This window comes from Streptomyces sp. NPDC025793 (genome assembly GCF_055558375.1).
This window is the reverse complement of record NZ_JBVHMR010000011.1, coordinates 124511-143470: the sequence shown is the minus strand read 5'-3', so window position 1 is coordinate 143470 and position 18960 is coordinate 124511. Positions and strand designations below refer to the sequence as shown.

Annotated in this window: 14 protein-coding genes and 2 pseudogenes; 6 read left to right on the top strand and 10 right to left on the bottom strand. The window is 74.2% G+C overall.

From position 1 onward, the window contains the following. Positions 1-85: 85 nt before the first annotated feature. From ACZ4MF_RS22135 to ACZ4MF_RS22120, 4 genes and pseudogenes are all read right to left on the bottom strand, one after another. Positions 86-967 (bottom strand): alpha/beta fold hydrolase, encoded by an 882-nt coding sequence (locus tag ACZ4MF_RS22135; RefSeq protein ID WP_467493650.1) that lies wholly within the window; start codon positions 965-967, stop codon positions 86-88. A 141-nt stretch (positions 968-1108) separates the two neighbouring features. Then, the gene (locus ACZ4MF_RS22130; RefSeq protein WP_467493649.1) at positions 1109-2398 is read right to left on the bottom strand and encodes an ROK family transcriptional regulator; all 1290 of its coding nucleotides are present in this window, start codon (positions 2396-2398) and stop codon (positions 1109-1111) included. A 92-nt stretch (positions 2399-2490) separates the two neighbouring features. Beyond that, positions 2491-2996 (bottom strand): annotated as a pseudogene (locus tag ACZ4MF_RS22125) (phosphotransferase family protein); the annotation flags it as partial. 343 nt (positions 2997-3339) lie between these two features. Then, complete coding sequence (locus ACZ4MF_RS22120) at positions 3340-6519, bottom strand: cytochrome P450 (protein WP_467493648.1); 3180 nt, start codon at positions 6517-6519, stop codon at positions 3340-3342. A gap of 260 nt (positions 6520-6779) precedes the next feature. On the opposite strand from ACZ4MF_RS22120, the gene ACZ4MF_RS22115 reads away from it, so the two are divergent. Next, positions 6780-7427, top strand: coding sequence for a response regulator transcription factor (locus ACZ4MF_RS22115; RefSeq protein WP_467493647.1), 648 nt, complete (start codon positions 6780-6782; stop codon positions 7425-7427). On the opposite strand, the pseudogene ACZ4MF_RS22110 reads toward ACZ4MF_RS22115, so the two are convergent. Further along, positions 7372-8212 (bottom strand): annotated as a pseudogene (locus ACZ4MF_RS22110) (DUF3626 domain-containing protein). The gene ACZ4MF_RS22115 and the pseudogene ACZ4MF_RS22110 sit on opposite strands and share 56 nt — an antisense overlap. A gap of 87 nt (positions 8213-8299) precedes the next feature. Here ACZ4MF_RS22110 and ACZ4MF_RS22105 point away from each other — a divergent pair. The 4 genes from ACZ4MF_RS22105 (at position 8300) to ACZ4MF_RS22090 (ending at position 12531) form a co-directional block, all read left to right on the top strand. Continuing rightward, positions 8300-8794 carry an FBP domain-containing protein gene (locus ACZ4MF_RS22105; protein ID WP_356032873.1) on the top strand — a complete coding sequence of 165 codons (495 nt, stop codon included), beginning with the start codon at positions 8300-8302 and terminating at the stop codon, positions 8792-8794. Positions 8795-8869: 75 nt separating this feature from the next. Further along, positions 8870-10123, top strand: a complete 1254-nt coding sequence (locus ACZ4MF_RS22100; protein ID WP_467493646.1) for an FUSC family protein — start codon at positions 8870-8872, stop codon at positions 10121-10123. Positions 10124-10193: 70 nt separating this feature from the next. Continuing rightward, entirely contained in the window at positions 10194-11219 is a 1026-nt protein-coding gene (locus tag ACZ4MF_RS22095) for a hypothetical protein (RefSeq protein ID WP_467493645.1), read from the top strand. A 109-nt stretch (positions 11220-11328) separates the two neighbouring features. Then, the gene (locus ACZ4MF_RS22090) at positions 11329-12531 is read left to right on the top strand and encodes a lactonase family protein (protein WP_467493644.1); all 1203 of its coding nucleotides are present in this window, start codon (positions 11329-11331) and stop codon (positions 12529-12531) included. On the opposite strand, the gene ACZ4MF_RS22085 is transcribed toward ACZ4MF_RS22090, so the two are convergent. Next, complete coding sequence (locus ACZ4MF_RS22085) at positions 12499-13224, bottom strand: DUF2470 domain-containing protein (protein ID WP_467493643.1); 726 nt, start codon at positions 13222-13224, stop codon at positions 12499-12501. The genes ACZ4MF_RS22090 and ACZ4MF_RS22085 overlap by 33 nt on opposite strands. Before the next feature lie 81 nt (positions 13225-13305). Further along, positions 13306-13911 carry a TetR/AcrR family transcriptional regulator gene (locus tag ACZ4MF_RS22080; RefSeq protein ID WP_467493642.1) on the bottom strand — a complete coding sequence of 202 codons (606 nt, stop codon included), beginning with the start codon at positions 13909-13911 and terminating at the stop codon, positions 13306-13308. 142 nt (positions 13912-14053) lie between these two features. On the opposite strand from ACZ4MF_RS22080, the gene ACZ4MF_RS22075 reads away from it, so the two are divergent. Further along, entirely contained in the window at positions 14054-15652 is a 1599-nt protein-coding gene (locus ACZ4MF_RS22075) for a cytochrome P450 (RefSeq protein ID WP_467493641.1), read from the top strand. Here ACZ4MF_RS22075 and ACZ4MF_RS22070 read toward each other — a convergent pair. From ACZ4MF_RS22070 to ACZ4MF_RS22060, 3 genes are all read right to left on the bottom strand, one after another. Further along, on the bottom strand, positions 15614-16489 hold the full coding sequence (locus ACZ4MF_RS22070; protein ID WP_467493640.1) for a pentapeptide repeat-containing protein: 876 nt from the start codon (positions 16487-16489) through the stop codon (positions 15614-15616). The two genes, ACZ4MF_RS22075 and ACZ4MF_RS22070, sit on opposite strands and share 39 nt — an antisense overlap. A gap of 36 nt (positions 16490-16525) precedes the next feature. Continuing rightward, positions 16526-17827 (bottom strand): alpha/beta fold hydrolase, encoded by a 1302-nt coding sequence (locus ACZ4MF_RS22065; protein WP_467493639.1) that lies wholly within the window; start codon positions 17825-17827, stop codon positions 16526-16528. Between the two features lie 97 nt (positions 17828-17924). Beyond that, positions 17925-18950 (bottom strand): LacI family DNA-binding transcriptional regulator, encoded by a 1026-nt coding sequence (locus ACZ4MF_RS22060; protein ID WP_356032897.1) that lies wholly within the window; start codon positions 18948-18950, stop codon positions 17925-17927. Positions 18951-18960: the final 10 nt, after the last annotated feature.

The window sequence follows — 18960 nt, the reverse complement described above, 5'->3', positions numbered from 1 at the left end:
CCTCCCGGCGAAGGCCTCGCCCGCACCCACATGTGATTCAACGGGCAACCATCCCCGGGTGTTCCGGAGCCGTACGTGACCCGCGTCACCGTGCGCCGGAGCCCGCCCCGGCGAGTTCGGCTGTCTGCCGCACGGCCCCCGCCTCGATGAATTCCCGCAGGTCGGCCGTGAGCCGGTCCGCGTGGGTGGCGAACAGGCCGTGGCCGGCCCGTTCGTACACCTTCAGGGTGCCGTCCGGCACCAGCCGGGCCGCACGCTCGCCGGTGAGGGCCAGGGGCGCGGAGGCGTCGTGGGTGCCGTGCACGACCAGCACCGGGAGGTCGAGGCCGGGCAGCTCGTCGGCGATGTCCAGGCCGGCGACCACCGCCCGGACCGCGGTCGAGGCGCGCGGCCCGGCGGTCAGGCAGAGGTCGATCAGATGGCGGACGTAGGCCGGCGAGACGTCGTTGCCGGGGAAGCGGACGGCGAAGAAGTCGTCCGCGAGGAGCGTGTAGTAGGCGGGCCGGTCGCGCCGGAACAGCTCCTCGTCGGCGCGGATGTCCGCGGGATCGACGCCCTCGGGGAGGTTCGGGCAGCGGACGATCCCGGGGCAGACGCCGGCGACGAGGGCGACCCGGTGCACGCGAGCGGTGCCGTGCCGGGTCACGCAGCGGACCACCTCGGCGGTGCCGACGGAGTGCCCGACCAGGGTGACCTCGCCGAGGTCGAGGTGGTCGAGCAGGCCGTGCAGGTCGTCGGCGAGGGTGTCGAGGTCGTAACCGGACCAGGTGTCGTCGGAGCGTCCGTGGCCGCGCCGGTCCAGGGCCACGCAGCGGAATCCGGCCTCCGCGAGCGGCAGGGTCTGGTACTCCCACATCTCGTGGCCGAGGTAGGCGCTGGCGACGAAGACGGCGACGGGGCCGGTCGCGGGGCCGTGGTCGGTGTAGTGCAGCCGGGTTCCGTCGACGGGGCTCTCGAAGTACGGCATGGGGTGCCTCCGCAGGGTGTGGGGCGGTCGGGACCAGGTGCGACGCTGCTCGGTCGCCCTGACAACACCGATGCTCCCCGGATCCCGCGCACGGGTCGATTACCCGCGACGTCATCCCTCTTGGCCGGGCCGCGGCGCCACTCAGCGCGGTGCGCGTTCGCGCAGGGCGGCTCGCCAGGCCGGCAGGCGGTCCTCGGCGAGGGGTTCGGGACGGCGGCCGCCGCTCGCGAAGAAGTCGGCCAGGGGGAGGATCGCGGCGCCGACGGTGACCGCGTCGGGGCCGAGCCGGCCGAGGTCGATGGTGACCCGGTCGGCCGGGTGGCGCAGTGCGTACGTCGCCGCGTGCCGGCGTACGGCGGGCAGGAACCGGGTGCCCAGCTGGAGCCCGGCCCAGCCGCCGACGATGATCCGCTCGGGCTGGAAGAGGTTGATCAGGTCGGACAGGCCCGCGCCGAGGTACTCGGCGGTCTCCTCCAGGACGGCGAGGGCCACCGGGTCGGGCGCGGTACCCTCGGGCGGGTAGGCGGCGACGAGCATCGCGGCGAGCGCGGTCTCCTCGTCGGCGCGCTCGGGCGGCCGGCCGCCCTCCTCGCGCCAGCGGGCGAGCAGCGACTCGGCGCCCGCGTAGGCCTCCAGGCAGCCGGGCGCACCGCACCGGCAGCGGCGCCCGCGCACCCGGACCGTCAGATGCCCCCACTCGACGGCGCGCCCGTGCTCCACCTCCGGGGTGACCAGGCAGGCGCCGACGCCGGAGCCGAAGAGCACGACGACGGCGTTGCGGGCCCCGCGTCCGGCGCCGAACCACATCTCGGCCTGGCCCAGGGTCTTGGCGCCGTTGTCGATGAAGTACGGGATCTCGTCCGGGAGTCGGGAGGCGGAGCGGAGCAGCCGCTCCAGCGGTACGGCGTCCCAGCCGATGGTCTGGCCGTGCACGACGGCGCCCCGGTCCGGGGTGTGCTCGACGATGCCGGGGACGCCGACACCGACGCCGAGCAGCCGCTCGGCAACGGCCTGTTCGGCACCGAGGACTTCGGCGATGCCGTCGCGGATGTGGCCGGCGATCACCTCGACGTCGTAGCCCTGCGGCGTCAACGGGCGTTCCGTGCGCGCGAGTTCGGTCAGGGCCAGGTCGAACAGCTCGACCCGGACCCGGGTCTCGCCGACGTCGACGCCGATCATCTGTCCGCTGCGCGGACTGACGCGCAGCAGGGTGCGCGGCCTGCCGCCGTCGGAGTCGACGCTGCCCGCCTCCTCGACCAGGCCGTCGGCGACCAGATCCGCGACGACGTTGCTCACCGAGCCGGAGCTCAGGCCCGTCGCGGGGCCCAGCTCGAACCGGCTGAGCGGGCCGTCGAAGTACAGCTTCTGCAATACGGCCGTGCGGTTGCCCCGCCTGAGGTCGCGTACCGTGCGCCCGTTCCGCCCCGCCATGCCGCTCCCTTCACAAACCCTTCCCGACCTGCAACATACCCCTTCGGGCGGCCGGAACGCGACTTTCCCACCGTCTTAGTTCACGCTATGAGCTAAGAGGGGTTCCGCTGTGCGTGTCCCGTGGGCCGCGTGATCTCGTCCAGCGCGGCCACGAGGTGCGGCGAGACCGTCTCCCGCACCTGGCGGGCATCGGCCTCCCCGACCTGCCGCGGAACGGTCTCCACGAGCATGATCAGGTACAGATAGGCGCGGTACAGGGCGAGCCGGATGCGCTCCGGGCGGCCGAGGTCGGCCCGGCCGCCGGCCGCCCGGTAGCCGGCCAGGAAGTCCCCGTCCCGCTCGATGTCGTCGAGCAGCGCGAGGGAGACGAAGTCGGCGATCGGGTCACCCCAGAACATGCGCTCGCCGTCGATGAGCCCGCCGACACGGGGCCCGTCGGGGGTGCGATGGACGAGGTGTTGCCCGGCCACAGGTCGAAGTGGACCGGACGCGCGACGGTGACCTCGTCCAGGGCGTCGTACCCGGCCGCCAGCGCCTTCGCCACCTCGTCGGCGGGGAGCGGCAGTTCGGCGCCGTAGCGGCGGGCGTCGTCCAGGACGTTCCGTCGCCGCCTCGCCGGTCGCCGCAACGCCGGGCACCACCGGATCAGTCACCACCCGGCCGATCGCCCGGACACCGGCCGCCGCCGCATCCGCCACCACCCGATCCACCCCCACCGATCCGGCCACCACACACCCGGTCACCACCGAACCCTGCGCCATCAAATCGGCCGGCGCAGACCCGGTCGCCACCGGATCCTGCGCCACCGAACGGGCCACCACAGACCCGGTCGTCGCCGGGTCCGCCGGCGATTCAGTGGCCGGCGGATTCGCCACCGGTGAGTTCGCCGCCGGGAAGTTGCCCGCTCCTGCGTCCCCCACCGCGTGCCCCTCCCCCGCGGCTCAGCCCGCCGCGTACACGTCCTCGACGTAACGCCCGTCCGCCACCAGCGAGTTCAGCCAGTCGTCGGCCGCGGACCCGTCGGCGTCGTGGGAGCGTTCCCGGTACAGGGTACGGAACGCCTCGCGTACGCCGGGGGCCATGCGGGAACCGTCGCCGCAGACGTAGACCCGGGCGCCCGCGTCGAGCAGGTCCCAGACCTCGTCGGCCTCGGCGGCGATACGGTGCTGGACGAACAGGGCGCCGTTCTCGGGCGCCGCGCTGAAGGCAGGGCGCAGTGAGACGGCGCCGGCGGCCTCGGCGGCGGTCAGCTCGTCCGCGTGCAGGTAGTCGGCGTCGGGGGCGTCGCAGCCGAAGTACAGCAGAGCGGGCGGGAGTTCGGCGCCCGCGGCGCGGGCCGCGGCACGCTCGGCGACGGCTCCGCGGAACGGGGCGAGACCGGTACCGGCGGCGATCATGACGACCGGCGCCGAGCCGTCGATCCGGAAGACCTCGCGGCAGGGCTGGACCCGGGCGTACACGGTGTCGCCGGGCTTCAGGGCGGCCAGATGGCCGGAGCCGGTGCCCCGGTAGCGGCCGCGGCCCGAGCGGGCGGGGGCGTCGAGCACGGAGACCATGAGGTCGACGTGGTGCGGGTCGGACGCCGGGGAGGAGGACACCGAGTAGTGGCGCGGCTTGAGCGGGGTCAGCAGGTCGAGCAGGAGCGGCCAGCCGAGGGCGCCGCGCAGCGCGGGGTGGTCCTCGGCGAGTTCCAGCAGGGTGCGCGGGTCGTCGTCGCCGAGCGCGGCGAGGGCGGCCCGCTCGGGCGGGCAGGGGTTGGCCTCGGCGAGCAGGGACCGCTGCCGGGCCGTCGGGTGCTCCTGCAACTCCACGTGGTGCGTGAGGAGTTGGCGTACCGTCAGCGGGCGGTCGACGGCGAGACCGTCGCGGCGAGGGCGGGTGGCCCGGATGTCCAGGACGGTGTCGGCGTCGAGGCCGAACGCGGTGAGCGCGCGGTCCACCGGCTCCGGCGCGTTGGCGGGGAGCACGGTGAGGTGGTCGGCGGTGCGGTAGGTGACGCCCTCGGGCAGGGCGATGCGCAGGAACCGCTTGGTGCGCGGGTAGCCGGGCGCGGTCAGGTCGTGGGCCTCGGTCACCGTCATCGGGACCAGCTCGTGCCGCTCGGCGAGGGCGTCCAGCGGGCCGCCGGCCAGGGTGCGGACCTCGTACGCGGGGGCGGGCTCGTCCGTGGTCCGCGGCGCGGCGTCGGGGTCGCCGTACCCGGTCAGCAGGGCGGTGCGCAGCCGGGCGGTGAACTCCCGTACGGCGCCGGTGAGATCGCCGGAGGCGTCGGCGGCGGCGCGCTCGGTCAGCCTCGTCGCGCCGAGTTCGGCGAGTCGGGCGTCGACACGGGTGGGGACGTGCTGGTAGGTGGCGGCCCAGTTGCGGTCGCCGACGCCGAGGACGGCGTAGGTGACGCCGGTCAGGTCGGGGGTGCCGTCCAGCCACGCGGCGAAGGCGGTCGCGTCGTCGGTGGGGCGGCCGTTGTAGGAGGCGGCGGTGATGACGACGGGCCGGTCGGTGGGCAGCCCGTCGGCGTACGCGTCCAGGGCGGCGACCTCGGTGGCGCAGCCGACGGCGGCGGCCTCGTCGGCGAGCTGGGCGGCGAAGGCGCGGCAGGTGCCGTAGTTGCTGCCGTGCAGGAACAGGGCGCCGGTGCCGGGGCGGACGCGGGCCGGGAGCGTGTCCGGGGTCCGGCCGGCGTCCTCCTGCGGGCTCGCGGCGCCGGGCAGCGGGGCGTGGACGCGGTCGGCGGCGGTGCGCGGGGTCAGCGTGAGGGTGAAGCCCTCGGGCTTGAGGGTGAGGGTCTCCTTGACGTGCAGCCGATAGTCGGCGTGGTCGTGCAGCCGGTAGCGGTGGACCAGCATGGCGAGCAGCATGGTGGCCTCGTGCAGCGCGAACTGCCGTCCGATACAGGCGCGTTCTCCGGTACCGAAGGGCTTGAAGGCGTGCACCGGGCGGGCCGCCTCCGCCTCGGCGGTGAACCGCTCGGGGTCGAAGTGCTCGGGGTTGTCGCCCCACACCGGCTGCCGGTGCAGCATCGGGGCCATGACGGTGACGGCCTGTCCGGCGCGCATCGGGATCCGGCCGCCGAGCAGGGTGTCCTCGCGGGCCCTGCGGCTGAAGGCGGCGGCCGTCGGCCACAGCCGCAGGGCCTCGTTGAGGACCTGGCGGGTGTAGGTGAGCCGGCCTATCTCGTCGTACGTCGGCTCGGGGTCGGCGTCGTCGCCCCACAGCGCGTCGGCCTCGCGCTGCACCAGACGGAGCACGGCCGGGTGCTTGGCCAGGTAGTACAGGGCGAAGGACATCGCGCCGGAGGTCGTCTCGTGTCCGGCGATGAGGAAGGTGATGACCTGGTTGCGGATGTTGGCCGGGTCCAGGGTGGTGCCGTCGGCGGGGTGCGGGGCGCTCAGCATCAGGCCGAGCAGGTCCTCGGCGCCGCTCTGGTCGGTGCCGGCGCGGGAGGCGATGACGTCGTCCACGACCTGGGCGAGATAGTCGGCGTCGCGGCGGAAGGCGGCGTCGGCGGCGGAGTGGTCCTGGCCGGGAGTGCGGGCCAGGCGGGTCATGCTCCACTCCAGGCAGCGGACCATCGACTCCACGAAGGGGTGCGGCTCTGCCCGCTCGAAGGAGCCGAAGTCGTAGTCGAACCCGGCCAGTCCGATGGTGTCGAGCGTCATGCGGGTCATGTCGTCGGGCACGTTCACGGCCTGGCCGCCCTGGGCCGCGCGGTCCCAGGAGTCGATGAGCCGGCGGGCCACCTTGAGCATGACCGGGTGGTAGGTGCGCATCGACCCGAGCGCGAAGGCGGGCATCAGGATGTCGTGCGCCTTGGCCCAGTTGGGCTCGTCGTTGTACGCCGTGAACAGGCCGTCGGCGGCGAACTCGCGCACGTTCTCCAGGGCAGGACCGATGTGCTTGGCGAACCGGTCCTCGTCGGCGAGGTCCGCGACGAGGTCGGCGTCGGCGACGAACATCACGTCGCGGCCGTGCAGCCGGCGCACCAGCACCGGGCCGTGGGCGCGCATCAGCTCCATGACCTGCTGGATCGGGGTGCGGCCGGGACCGGTGGCGGTGATGTCGACGACGGGGACGCCGGGCAGGGCCGCGGCCGGGTCGGGGTGCGGTGCGGTGGGGGGCATGACGCGACAACTGCCTTTCGCCGTAACGGAGTACTCGCGGTAACGGAGCACTGGATCCAGCGTGGGCGACCGGTGGCACGTGCCAGCGCCGTGGCACTACACGATCGCGCAGTCAAAACTCGGCCGCGGGGCTTGCGCCGGCCCGCGCAAGGCGTGCGGTTTGCCGCTGGCCTGGATTCTCGTCTTGGATGTGCGGGGACCGACGAGCGGCGATCGACGAGCACGGACCGAGGGACGGCTCGGCGCATCGGGAGGTGGACATGGACCTGGGGCGGGCCGACGCGGTGGTCTGGCGCAACCGGGCCCTGCTGGTCTTCGACCGGGTGTCGGTGCCGGTCGCGGTGTGCGACGTGTACGGCCAGGTGGTGCTGGCGAATCCCGCGATGGCGGCGGAGTGCGGTACGACCCCGGGGCGGCTGCGCGGCCGGGACGTGCTGGAGCTGTTCCGGCCGCAGGAGGCCGGGCAGGTGGAGCGGATCGCCCAGGCGCTGCGGCTGCGGCACCGCTCGCGCTACCAGGTGTCGGTGCGCTGGCGCGCGCCCGGCGGGGCGGAGCGGTTCGGGGAGCTGACGGCGGACCCGGTGAGCGACACCGTGGACGAGACCCCGGCCCTGCTGGTGATGCTCCGGGTCCAGGGCGAGTGCGCGCCGCCCGAGCCGGAACCGGCCCCGGTCACCCCGGTGGAGGGGCGGGTACTGGCCCTGCTGGCGGGCGGCGCGAGCACGGCCGAGGCCGCCCGCGAACTGGGCCTCAGCAAGGACGGCGTCACCTACCACCTGCGCCGGCTGTCGGCCCGCTGGAACGCGGCGAACCGTACCGAACTGGTCGCCCGCGCCTACGCGTCGGGCGTCCTCAGGCCGGGGGTGTGGCCGCCCCGGGCGCGGAGCGGGGCGGCGCGGACGGAGTAGGGCGCGCCCGCGCCGCGGGCACCCGGGCCGTGCCCGCGCCCTCCGGCGCGCCGAAGCGGGCCAGGGTGTGCCAGACCATCGTCAGGTGCTGGAGTTCGTGGCGGCCGGTGCGGGCCGCGTCGCCGAGGACACGCGGGGTGAGCAGTCCGCGCTCGGCGATCCGGGCGCCGAGGTCGGCGTACCGCGGCCCCCGGTAGCCGGCGTGGCGGCGCAGCGCCGTGACGGTGAGCCGGTAGCCGGGGTGCCGTTCGACGGGGAAGGGCAGGCGCCGGGCCGCCGCTGTCTCGACCTCGGTGCCCCGGTAGCCCGCGTCGAGGGCGAGGGCCTCGACGTCGGTGTCCAGGAGCACACCGGTGTGCACATGGCTCTCGACGTAGTCGTTGAGCGGGTCCTGCTCGTCCCGCTCGGCGAGCGCGATCAGCGGCATCGCGGCGGCCATCCCGAAGCCGGTGGGCTCGGCCGCGCTGTCGGGGTAGCAGAAGGTGGCGCGCCGCAGGACCGCGCCGGTGAGCCTCAGGTGCGAGGAGCCGAAGCGGGGAGCCTCGCCGACCACCTGCCGACGGAAGTTCAGGGCGCCGTACAGCGGGCGCTCCGCCGCGGGCGCGTCGTCGTACGCACCCCCGAAGATCCGGCTCTCCCCAGCGTGTGCGCTCGCCGCCCGGGTGCGCGGTGAGCCCGCCGTCGCTGGTGCCGGTGACGTACTGCGAGTGGTAGGCGCCGTCCCTGGCGAGCGCCGCGAGGAGGATGGGTGCTCCGGCGGAGATCCGGAGAAATCCATTGGCCACTCCCCTTTTGGCTACATAAGCTAGTCGAAAACCTAGGCCTCCTAGGCTGAGGCTGACCGTCGCCTGCGCACCCAGAAGGACTCCCCCATGAAATCGCTCACCGAGCAGGACATCCGCACCTCCTTCGTCAACTGCTCGAAGGGGGAGGCCAAGCGGCTGGCGGTCCCGCGCGACCTCGACGAACGTCCGTGGGACGACCTGGACTTCCTCGGCTGGCGGGATCCGGGCGCGCCCGACCGCAGCTATGTGGTCGCCGAGCGGGACGGCCGGCTCGTGGGTGTCGCCCTGCGCTTCCAGGCCGCGCAGCGCGGGTTCCTGCACCGCAGCATGTGCTCGGTGTGCCTGACGACGCATCCGCGCGGCGGGGTGACGCTGATGACCGCGCGCAAGGCGGGACCGGCGGGCCGCGAGGGCAACTCGGTCGGCCTGTACATGTGCACCGACCTGGCGTGTTCCCTGTACGTGCGGGGCAGGAAGGTGCCGGAGTCCGGCATCCGGATCGAGGAGAGCCTGAGCGTGGCGGAGCAGATCGCCCGCGCCCGGGGCCACCTGCACGCCTTCCTCGACAAGCTGTACGCCTGACCTGGCCCGCCCGCCGGGGCGCGGCCCCCGACCGGGGGCGTTCGAGGCGTCCGGGGAACGGGAACAGGCCAAGGGATGCACGACGTACCGAAGTGGCGCCGGGGACTGCTGCGCCTGGTGGAGCGCCGCCGGGAGCCGGTGGTCGTCCAGACGCTGCGCTCGGCGACTGCGGCGACGATCGCCTATGTCATCGCCCTGCGGCTGAGCCCCGAGCCGGCCCCCCTCACCGCACCCCTGACCGCGCTGCTGGTGGTCCAGGTGACCTTCTACGCCACCCTCACCAACGGCATCCGCCGGGTGAACGCCGTGGTGGCCGGGGTGCTGGTCGCCATCGCCTTCAGCGTGCTGGTGGGCCTGACCTGGTGGAGCCTCGCGCTGCTGATCGTGGCCGCGCTGGCCGTCGGACATCTGGTGCGGGTCGAGGAGTACGTGGCCGAGGTGGCGATCAGCGCCATGCTCGTGCTCGGCGTCACCACGATCGGGTTCACCGCGTGGGCGCGCATCGTGGAGACGCTGATCGGCGCGGTCGTCGGCACGGCCTGCAACCTGCTGCTGCCGCCCCCGGTGTGGGTGGACGAGGCGGGCCGCTCGATCGAGGACCTGGCGCGCCGGCTGCGGCAGTTGATGCTGCGCATGGGCGAGGAGGCGGCCGGCGGGATCCCCTGGCAGCGGGCGGCCGAGCGGCTGCACGAGGCCCGGCGGCTGGACCAGCACATCGCCCACGTGGACGCGTCGCTGCGGCAGGCCGAGGACAGCCTGCGGCTCAACCCGCGCGTCAAGGAGGGTCTGCTGCACCGGGTGGTGCTGCGCACCGGTCTCGACACGCTGGAGATCTGCACGGTGGTCCTGCGGGTGCTGGCCCGTTCCTTCACGGACCTGGCGAAGGCCCGCGGGTCCGAGGAGCTGTTCCCGCCGCGGATCGGGGCGACCGTGGAGCAGTTGCTGTCCGAGATGGGCGACGCGGTGGTCAGCTTCGCGGTGCTGGTCACCACCCATCTCAGCGAGGACGCCGAGTCGGCGGAGGCCCGGCTGACGGCCGAGCTGCACACGGCCGCCGGCACCCGGGACCGGCTGGCCGTGCTGCTGCGGGAAGAGGTCGCCGGGAACTGGGAGAACTGGCAGCTGCTGGGTGCCGTGCTCACCGAGGCGAACCGGATCATCGACGAACTGGACACCGAGCACCGCACCCGCCGCCTGCTGGAGGAACTCGACCGGGTCTCCCGCGAGCAGCGGGCCAAGCTGCCGCGCACCACCCGGCTGCGCGAGCGCCTCGGTGTGCAGGACGAGCTGTGGCGGAACCGTACGGGGTTCGGCGAGCGTTCACGGTGAGGACGGACGTTCTCGGCCGAGGCGCACGTTCTGCGGCGCGGCGGACAGCGCGACAGGAGGGGGCCACCGGATGACCGAGGCCGGGGTACGGATCACCGGGAACACGCTGCGGCTGCCGGGCGGGGCGACCGTGCGGTTCGTGCGCACGCTGCGGCTGCCCGAGACGGGCACGCACCGGCTGCCGCCGGGGCTCGGCGAGTTCCCGGTCCGGCCGGTCGCCGACCACGCGGACCGGGTGCCCGAGCGGTGGCGGGCCCGCGGGGGCGTGATGCTGCCGGTGTATGTGCGCGAGGCGATGTGGCTGAGCTTCGCGGGCACGACGGAACCGGCCGCGCTCCAGGTCGGCGTCGGCAAGGTGTGCGCGGTCTCCGGCAAGCCCTGGAGCGAGCGGCTCACCCGGGATCCGCAGAACTACGTGGTACTGCCCCGCCAGCCCTGGCTGGACGGCGTCAACTCCGGCGAGGGGACGGTCCGGCAGTTCGTCGCCGTGCCACTGGGCCTCGGCGCGACGGTGGAGGGGCAGGTCACCGGCGAGGAGGTGTGGGGCGGGGTGCAGCTCCGGTCCTTCGCGCTGCGCGCGGACCCGCTCGCCGAGTGGCGGCGCCGCGAGCAGGAGAGGCAGGCGGCCGGGAACCGCGCCCGGACGGCCCGTCCGCCGGTCGGCGGATACGGCGCGGCGATGATGCCGGCCGCGCCCGGGGCGGCGGCGCCCGCCGCCATGGGGCTCGGCGTCGGCGGCTCGATGCGCCAGGAGGTGTACCGGGACGACCGCCCCCTCACCGACTGGTCCGAGCAGCCCGCCGGGCGCGTGTTCGTTCACCTGGTCACGCCGCCTCAGTGGCGGCACATCACGGGCGAGGCGCCTCCGCCGTCGCCGGTGGACCGGGCGGCGTACACCCGCGCGGGCCTGCCCTGGTTCGACTACTACGACGCCGATGCCGAGGATCTGGCCCCGGCGGACGCCCTCCAGGAGGTCAAGCCGGTCGGCGAGTGGCTCGGCGACGACCTGGACCCCTGGCAGGAGCCGTCGGCCGGCCAGGTGACCCCGCTGAAGGACGCCCCGCCGGGCAGGCCGGTCGAGGACGGCGAGTGGTGACCTCGCGTTGCACGGTGCGCAATCTCCGTTGCCCTACTTGTCGTTGACGGCCGAGGGGGCCAAGGTGGCTGCTGTCACGACCGGGGCGAGCGACGACCTGAGGTGCGGCATGGACACGGAGGAAACGGCGGAGAGCGGGCGCTGGAGCAGGCGCCGGTTCGTCGGGGCCGTGGCGGGCACGGCGGCCGTGGTGGCGGTGCCGTCCCCGTCGGCCCCGCCGGCCGACGGCGCGCTCCCGGCCGGGAAGCCGCGGTCCGCCGCACCTCCCGGAGACCCGTCCGGCCCCCGCCCGCTGTTCATCGGCACGTACACCTCCGTCGACGGCGGCGGCACGGGTATCGGGCTGGCCTCGTACGACCCCGTGACCGGCCGGATCTCCGGCGCGGGCACGCTCACCGGCGTCCCCGACCCGTCGTACCTCACGGTGCACCCGGACGGGCGCACGCTGTACGCGGTGGACGAGCGCGACGACGGCGGGGTGACGGCCGTACGGCTCGCGGACCGACACGTCCTCGGCACGCGCGCGACCGGCGGCGCGGGCCCCTGCCATGTGTCGGTGCATCCGTCCGGGCGCTGGCTGCTGAGCGCCGACTACGGCTCGGGCAGCGTCGCCGTGCACCCGATCGACGCCTCGGGCGCCCTCGGCGAACGCACCGCCCAGGTCACGCACACCTCTCCGGCCCCGGGACCGGGTCAACAGGGGCCGCACGCGCACCAGTTCATCACGAGCCCGGGCGGCGGCCACGTCCTCGCGGTCGACCTCGGCACCGACACCGTCTACACCTACCGCCTGGACGAGGCCGAGGGCACGCTCACGGAGGTGTCGCAGGCGCACACCCGGCCCGGGGCGGGCCCGCGCCATCTGACCTTCCACCCGGGCGGGCGGTACGCGTACCTGGCCGACGAGGTGGACGACACCGTCGCCGTCTGCGCCCACGACCCGGCCTCCGGCCGACTGACGATCGGCGCGCCGCAGTCCACGGGGTCGGCCGGCGGCACCACCAACTACCCGGCGCAGTTCCTCGTGACGGCGGACGGCCGGTACGCGTTCCTGGCCAACCGGGGCGACAACACCCTCGCGCGGTACGCGGTCGAGGCCGACGGCGCCCGGCTGCGACTCCTCGGCACGGTGCCGGTGGGCGGGGACTTCCCGCGGCAGATCGCGTTCTCGCCCGACGGCACGCTGCTGTTCGCGGCGAACCAGCGCTCGGGCACGGTCACCGTCTTCCACGTGGACCGGGGCAGCGGTGAACTCCGTCCGGCCGGCGAGCCGTTCGCCTCACCCGTCGCCGTCTGCGCGCTGCCGCTGTAGCGCGCGGGGGCAGCCCGCGGTCGCGGCCCGGGCGAGCAGGGCGTGGACGCGCTCGGTGAGTTGGGTGACGTCGTCGGCGGGTGCGTGGAAGGGCAGGCGTACGTCGCCGTGGGCGCGGGTGCGCTCGATGCGCAGGGTCAGTCCGTGCCGGTCGACGGCGAGGGGCAGCACACGGGTCGCGGCGTGCAGGCTCTCGGGCCGCACCAGCCGGGTGAGCCGTTCGACGGCGTCCGGGTGGGCGTCGGCGAGGTGCGTCAGCAGCCGGGCCTCGGCGCTGGCCAGGGGGTCGGGCCGGGCGGCGGCGAACTCGCCGGGGTCGACGACCACGGCACCGCCCGACTGCCGCAGCACCACCCGGGTGGGCCGGAACAGCAGCTCGCCGCCGTCCGCGGCGAACCAGCCGGCGAGATGGAGCCGGGCCCGGATCCGGCCGCGCACCGGTACGGGGGCGACGTCGGCGAACTCCAGCACGGCGGACGGCTCCTGGCGCGGGGCGCAGATCGCCGCGGTGAGCAGGGCGCTGTCGTCGGGCACCGCGAGCCGTACCGCGCCGTCGTCGGTCACGGTGTGCGCACCGACGTACTCCTCGCGGACGCCGTCCGCGGTCACCGCGCACGACCATGCGGCGGCGAGCACCGACCGCGCCCGTTCCGCCGCGCCGGGTGCGGCCGTCCAGTCCTGTGTGTCACCCATCCCGAGACCTCCTTAGGTAAGCCTTGCCTAACTTACCGAAGAACAGGACGTGCGCCAACCGCGCCTCCATGGCACGAGAGGTCAGCCGAGGACGCCCAGCAGCGCCCGGGCGCACAGATCGCGCACCTGCTCCTGGCTCAACTCCCCCTCGCGCAGCCACTCCAGGCACACGGCGGTGGTGAAGGCGAGCCAGCCGCGCACCGCCAGCCGCACCTGGGGAGCGGTCTCGAAGGCGGGCCCGAACTCGGGGTCGGCGGCGAGCGCGGCGAGGATCTGCTCCTCCTGGGCGGCCAGCGCCCGCTGGTAGACCCGGCGCACGGCCTGGTCCCCGGCCGCGTCGGCGCGATGGAAGGCGCGGAAGCCGTGGGCGTGGGCTCGGACATAGCCGAGGTAGGTGTCGAGTCCGGCGGCGAGCTGCTCGCGCACCGGCACACCGGGCACGGCCGCCGTCATGCGCAGCATCCGCTCGCTCTCGCGCTCCACGACCGCCGCGAAGAAGTCCCGCTTGGTCGGGAAGTAGTGGTACAGCAGCCCGCGCGAGACCCCGGCGATCTCGGCGACCTGCTCGATCCACACCTCGTCGTAGGGACTGTCCGAGAACAGCTTCGCGCCGACCGACAGCAGCTGCTCGCGGCGCTCCCCGGTGCTCAGTCGGCGCCGGGCGCGCTCCCCCTCGTTCGCGGCCATGCCGTCACTTTACTGGACGCCGGTTCAACAAGCCTTGACGCCGGTTCGAGGGACGGATCACACTGGGGCCGCGTTATTGAACTCACGTACAACACGGGCGGCACCGGCTCAACAGCTCGCTGGATCAAGGGAGATCGGCGTCATGGCGCGGACGACGAAGACGGCGGAGACGGCGGAGAGCAGGGAAACCGAGCTGCCGAGGGGTTTCCGCAGTGCCGAGCTGGGCTGGCCCGAACTGGACCGCATCCCGCACCCGCCGCGCCGGGTGCCGCTGCTCGGTGACGTCCTCGGCGTGAACCGGCGCACGCCCGTCCAGGACTCGATGCGCCTCGCACGCGAGCTCGGCCCCGTCTTCCGGCGCCGCGCCTTCGGCAAGGAGTTCGTGTTCGTGTGGGGCGCGGCGCTCGCCGCCGACCTCGCCGACGAGACCCGGTTCGCCAAGCACGTCGGACTCGGGGTGGCCAATCTGCGCCCGGTCGCCGGCGACGGGCTGTTCACCGCCTACAACCACGAGCCCAACTGGCAGCTGGCGCACGACGTCCTGGCGCCCGGCTTCAGCCGGGAGGCCATGGAGGGCTACCACGGCATGATGCTGGCGGTCGCCGAGCGGCTGACCGGCCACTGGGACCGGGAGAGCGCGGCCGGGCGCACGGTGGACGTGCCCGGGGACATGACCAAGCTGACCCTGGAGACGATCGCGCGCACCGGGTTCGGGCACGACTTCGGCTCCTTCGAGCGGGACCGGCCGCACCTCTTCGTCACCGCGATGGTCGGCACGCTCACCTACGCCCAGCGCCTGAACAGCGTGCCCGGGCCGCTCGCCCCGCTGCTGCTGCGCTCCGCCGCCCGGCGCAACGCGGCCGACATGACCTACCTCAACCGCACGGTGGACGACCTGGTCGCGGCCCGGCGCCGGGGCGGCCCCGGGGAGGGCGACCTGCTGGACCGGATGCTTCGGACGGCGCATCCGGAGACCGGCGAGAAGCTGTCGGCCGAGAACGTCCGCAAGCAGGTGATCACGTTCCTGGTGGCGGGCCACGAGACCACCTCGGGCGCGCTCTCCTTCGCCCTGTACTACCTCGCCCGCCATCCGGAGATCGCCGCCCGCGCCCGCGCCGAGGTGGACCGCGTCTGGGGCGACGCCGAACGACCCGCGTACGAGCAGGTCGCCAAGTTGCGCTACGTCCGCCGGGTGCTGGACGAGTCACTGCGCCTGTGGCCCACCGCGCCGGCCTACGCCCGCGAGGCCGTGCGGGACACGGTGCTCGGCGGCGACCATCCGATGCGCCGGGGCGCGTGGGCGATGGTCCTGACGCCGATGCTGCACCGCGACCCTCAGGTGTGGGGCGAGGACGCCGAGCGCTTCGACCCGGACCGCTTCGAGGCGGCGGCGGTACGAGCCCGCCCGCCGCACACCTTCAAGCCGTTCGGCACCGGCGCCCGGGCCTGCATCGGCCGTCAGTTCGCCCTGCACGAGGCCACCCTGGTCCTCGGCCTGCTGCTGCGCCGCTACGACCTGCGGGCCGACCCCGCCTACCGGCTGAAGGTGATCGAGCGGCTGACGGTGATGCCGGAAGGGCTGCGGTTGGGGTTGGACAGACGCTCTGAAGGGGCGCGGGGCCGTGCTGAACATGCGGCCACCGCCGCGGGCGCGCGATCCACCACGACGCCGCCGCGGCCGAACGACGACACGTCCCGGCACTCAGCCGCTGGTTGCCCAGTGCGCCGGCCGGCCGACTGACTCCGGCAACCGAGTACCGGCACTGCCCCGCGCGGCGTTAACCTGCGGCTGGGTGAGGAAGAAGGCACCGGTCAGGTCGGCGTCCGTCAGGTCCGCGTCGCGCAGATCGGTACCGATCATGTCCGCGCCCCGCAGATCCGCCCCGGTGAGGTCCGCGGCGATGAGCAGGGCGCCCCGCAGAGTCGCCCCGCGCAGGTCGGCGCCGCGCAGCCGGGCCCCGACGAGATCCGCGCCCCGCCGGTCCTTGCCACCGCCCTTGCCCTTCTTTCCGCTCTTTCCGCTCTTACCGCTTTCCCCGTCGCCGACGCCCGCCCGGGCCAGCTCGCTGGTGCGCAGCAGAAGCACGTTGACCCGCTGTCGGTGCGCGGTCACGTCCAGGGCGGCCAGTTCCTGGGGGCTCTGCCGGGTCAGCCGTTCGGTCTCCTCCAGCATCCGGCGCAGATCGGCGTGGACGGGCCGGGCGGCGGGCAGGCCGAGCGCCTCGGTCAGGTACCACAGCAGCTCGTGCAGCTGCCGTACGACCGGGAACACGTCGAACATCCGGCGGGCGTGCTCCTCGGTCCCGGTCCGCCAGTCCTGCCCGCCGAAGGTGACCTGCGCGACCTTCTGCCCGGCGCCGAAGCAGTCGTAGACCGTGCAGCCGGTGAAGCCCTTGGTGCGCAGGTCCGCGTGGATGCCGCAGCGGTGATCGCGCCGGAGGTTCGCGCACGGTGTGCCGGCGGGCTTGTTCAGCGCGAAGTCGGCGGACCTGGCGAAGGGCAGGGCGACACAGCACAGCCCGAAGCACTGGGCGCAGTCGCCGCGCAGGTCGGAGAGGTCGGCTATCTGTTCCGGCATGGGCTCCACCCTACTGACCTGCGGGAGTGCCGCGCGCTACACCTCGTCCCTCGTCAGCGCCAGCAGCCGGTCCAGCACCCTCGGCGCCCCCGTCCGCAGCCCGTCGTGCTCGAACTCGTCCGTCACCCAGGTCCGCAGGCCGCGCACCGCGCGTGCGGTCTGCAGGGAGTGGGTCGCGTCGACGTACATGTCGTCGTGGTAGACCGCCGCGGCGACCGGCACCTCGTTCGCGGCGAGGCGGGCCGGGTCGTACAGCGGGGTCCAGTCGGTGCGTGCGGCGAGGAGTTCGGCCGTCTCGCGCAGCGGGCGCAGGGCCGGGTCGGCGTCGAACATCCAGGGGTGGACCGTCTCGCCGGTGAAGAGCACCGGGGCGTCGCCCGCGAGGGCCTTGGCCGCGTCGAACTGCGGGAACTCGGCCCGGATCCGTTCGGCGGCCCAGGCCGTGGGCCGTGCGCCCTGGCCGTAGATCGTCTCGTGGACGAGGGCGTACAGCGGGTAACTGGCGTACGACAGCAGGCTCATGACCTGTTCCAGGAAGGCGTCCGCCAGCTCCGGGCCGGCCGGGGTGCGGACGAAGGCGTCCTCCAGGAGCAGGTGCAGACGGTGGCTGCCGTCGCTCATGCCGAGCATCAGGCCGAGGGACTGGAAGGCCTCGGCCGTGAAGCGGTAGCCGCTCGGGAGGACCACGTCGTGGGTGAGGAGGTGGTCGGCGATGCGACGGGCCCGCTCGACGTCCTGCGGGTAGCGGGCGTAGTGCGCGGTGACCTTGCGCTCGACGCGCGGGTAGGCGGCGCGGTAGACGTCGTCGGCGTGGGCGTGCAGGGACGGCAGACCGCCGGTGACGACGGCGGCGGCGAGGCCCTCGGGCGCGAGGGAGAGGTACGACACCGTGCAGAAGCCGCCGAAGCTCTGGCCGAGCACCGTCCAGGGGGCACCGCCGGTGACCTCGGGGCGGATGGCCTCACAGTCCCGGACGATGGAGTCGGCGCGGAAGCGGGCGAGGTAGTCGGCCTGCTCGGCGGGGCCGCCGCGCAGCGGGAGCGTCTGCCGGGTGGCGGGCGTGGAGCTGCCGGTGCCCCGCTGGTCGAGAAGGAGGACGCGGTAGTCCTTCAGGGCCCGGTCGAGCCAGGCCTGACGTCCGACGAAACGATTCGCCCCGAAGCCGGGCCCGCCCTGGAGGTACAGCAGCCACGGCAGATCCTGCCCGGCCTTGTCGCTCGCGACCACCTCACGGGCGTACAGCTCGATGGTCTCGCCGCCCGGGTCGGCGTGGTCGAGGGGCACGGCGAAACGGCGGTCGGTGAGGACGACACCGGGCTGGCGGTAGCTGAGGCTCAACGGGGCTCCCGGGGCGGACGGTACGGACGGGACCCAGTTCAGCACATGACCGGCCGTCGGCCGACCCCGGGGATCATGGTTTCTACTGAACTTCGGGTCAGCGGGCGGCCAGGCTGGAGCGGCGCACCACCAACTCCGGCTGGAGCACCACCCGGCGGTGCTCGTGCGGCCGCCGTCCCTCGCCCTGCTCGGTCTCCTCCAGCAACAGCTCGGCGGCGAGCGCGCCCATGGTGACGGCCGGCTGCCGCACGGAGGTCAGCGGTACGGCGGCCGCCGCCGCGAACTCGATGTCGTCGTAGCCGACGATCGCCAGGTCGTCCGGGACGCGCACGCCCGCCGCGTACATGGCCTGGAGCACGCCGAGGGCGAGCAGGTCGTTGGCGCAGAAGACGGCGGTGGGACGGTCGGCGAGGCCCAGCAGACGGGCGCCCGCGTCCCGGCCTGCGGCCACGTCGAGACGCTCGGTGGGCAGCTCCCGCAGCGCGCCCTGGCCGAGCCCGGCCTCGGCGAGCGCGCTCAGCGCGCCGGTACGGCGGTCGCGGACCTGGTTGAGGCCGGGCGGTCCGCTGACGTAGGCGATCGAGCGGTGCCCGGCGTCCACCAGGTGACGCACCGCGAGGGCGCCGCCCGCGACGTCGTCCATGGAGACCGAGCACTCCGTGGTGCCCTCGGCGACCCGGTCGACCAGCACGAACGGGATGCCGTGGCGCCGGAACGCCTCGATGTTGCGGCCGGTGGCGTCGGCCGGGGTCAGCAGCACGCCCCGCACCCGCTGTTCGGCGAACAGGGACAGGTACTCGGCCTCTTCGGCGGCGTTCTGCGCGCTGTTGCAGACCATCACGCCGAGCCCCGCCTCCCGGGCCGCCCGCTCGGCACCGCGTGCCACGTCCACGAAGAAGGGGTTGCCCATGTCGAGCACGAGCAGGCCCATGATCCGGCTGCGGCCCGCGCGCAGCTGGCGCGCGGACTCGCTGCGGACGTAGCCGAGCCGGTCGATCGCGGACAGCACCCGGGCCCGGGTCTCGCTCGCGACGGTGTCCGGGCGGTTGATGACGTTCGACACCGTGCCCACCGAGACTCCGGCGGCGCGGGCGACGTCCTTGATACCCACCGACTGGGTCATCGGGCGAGGA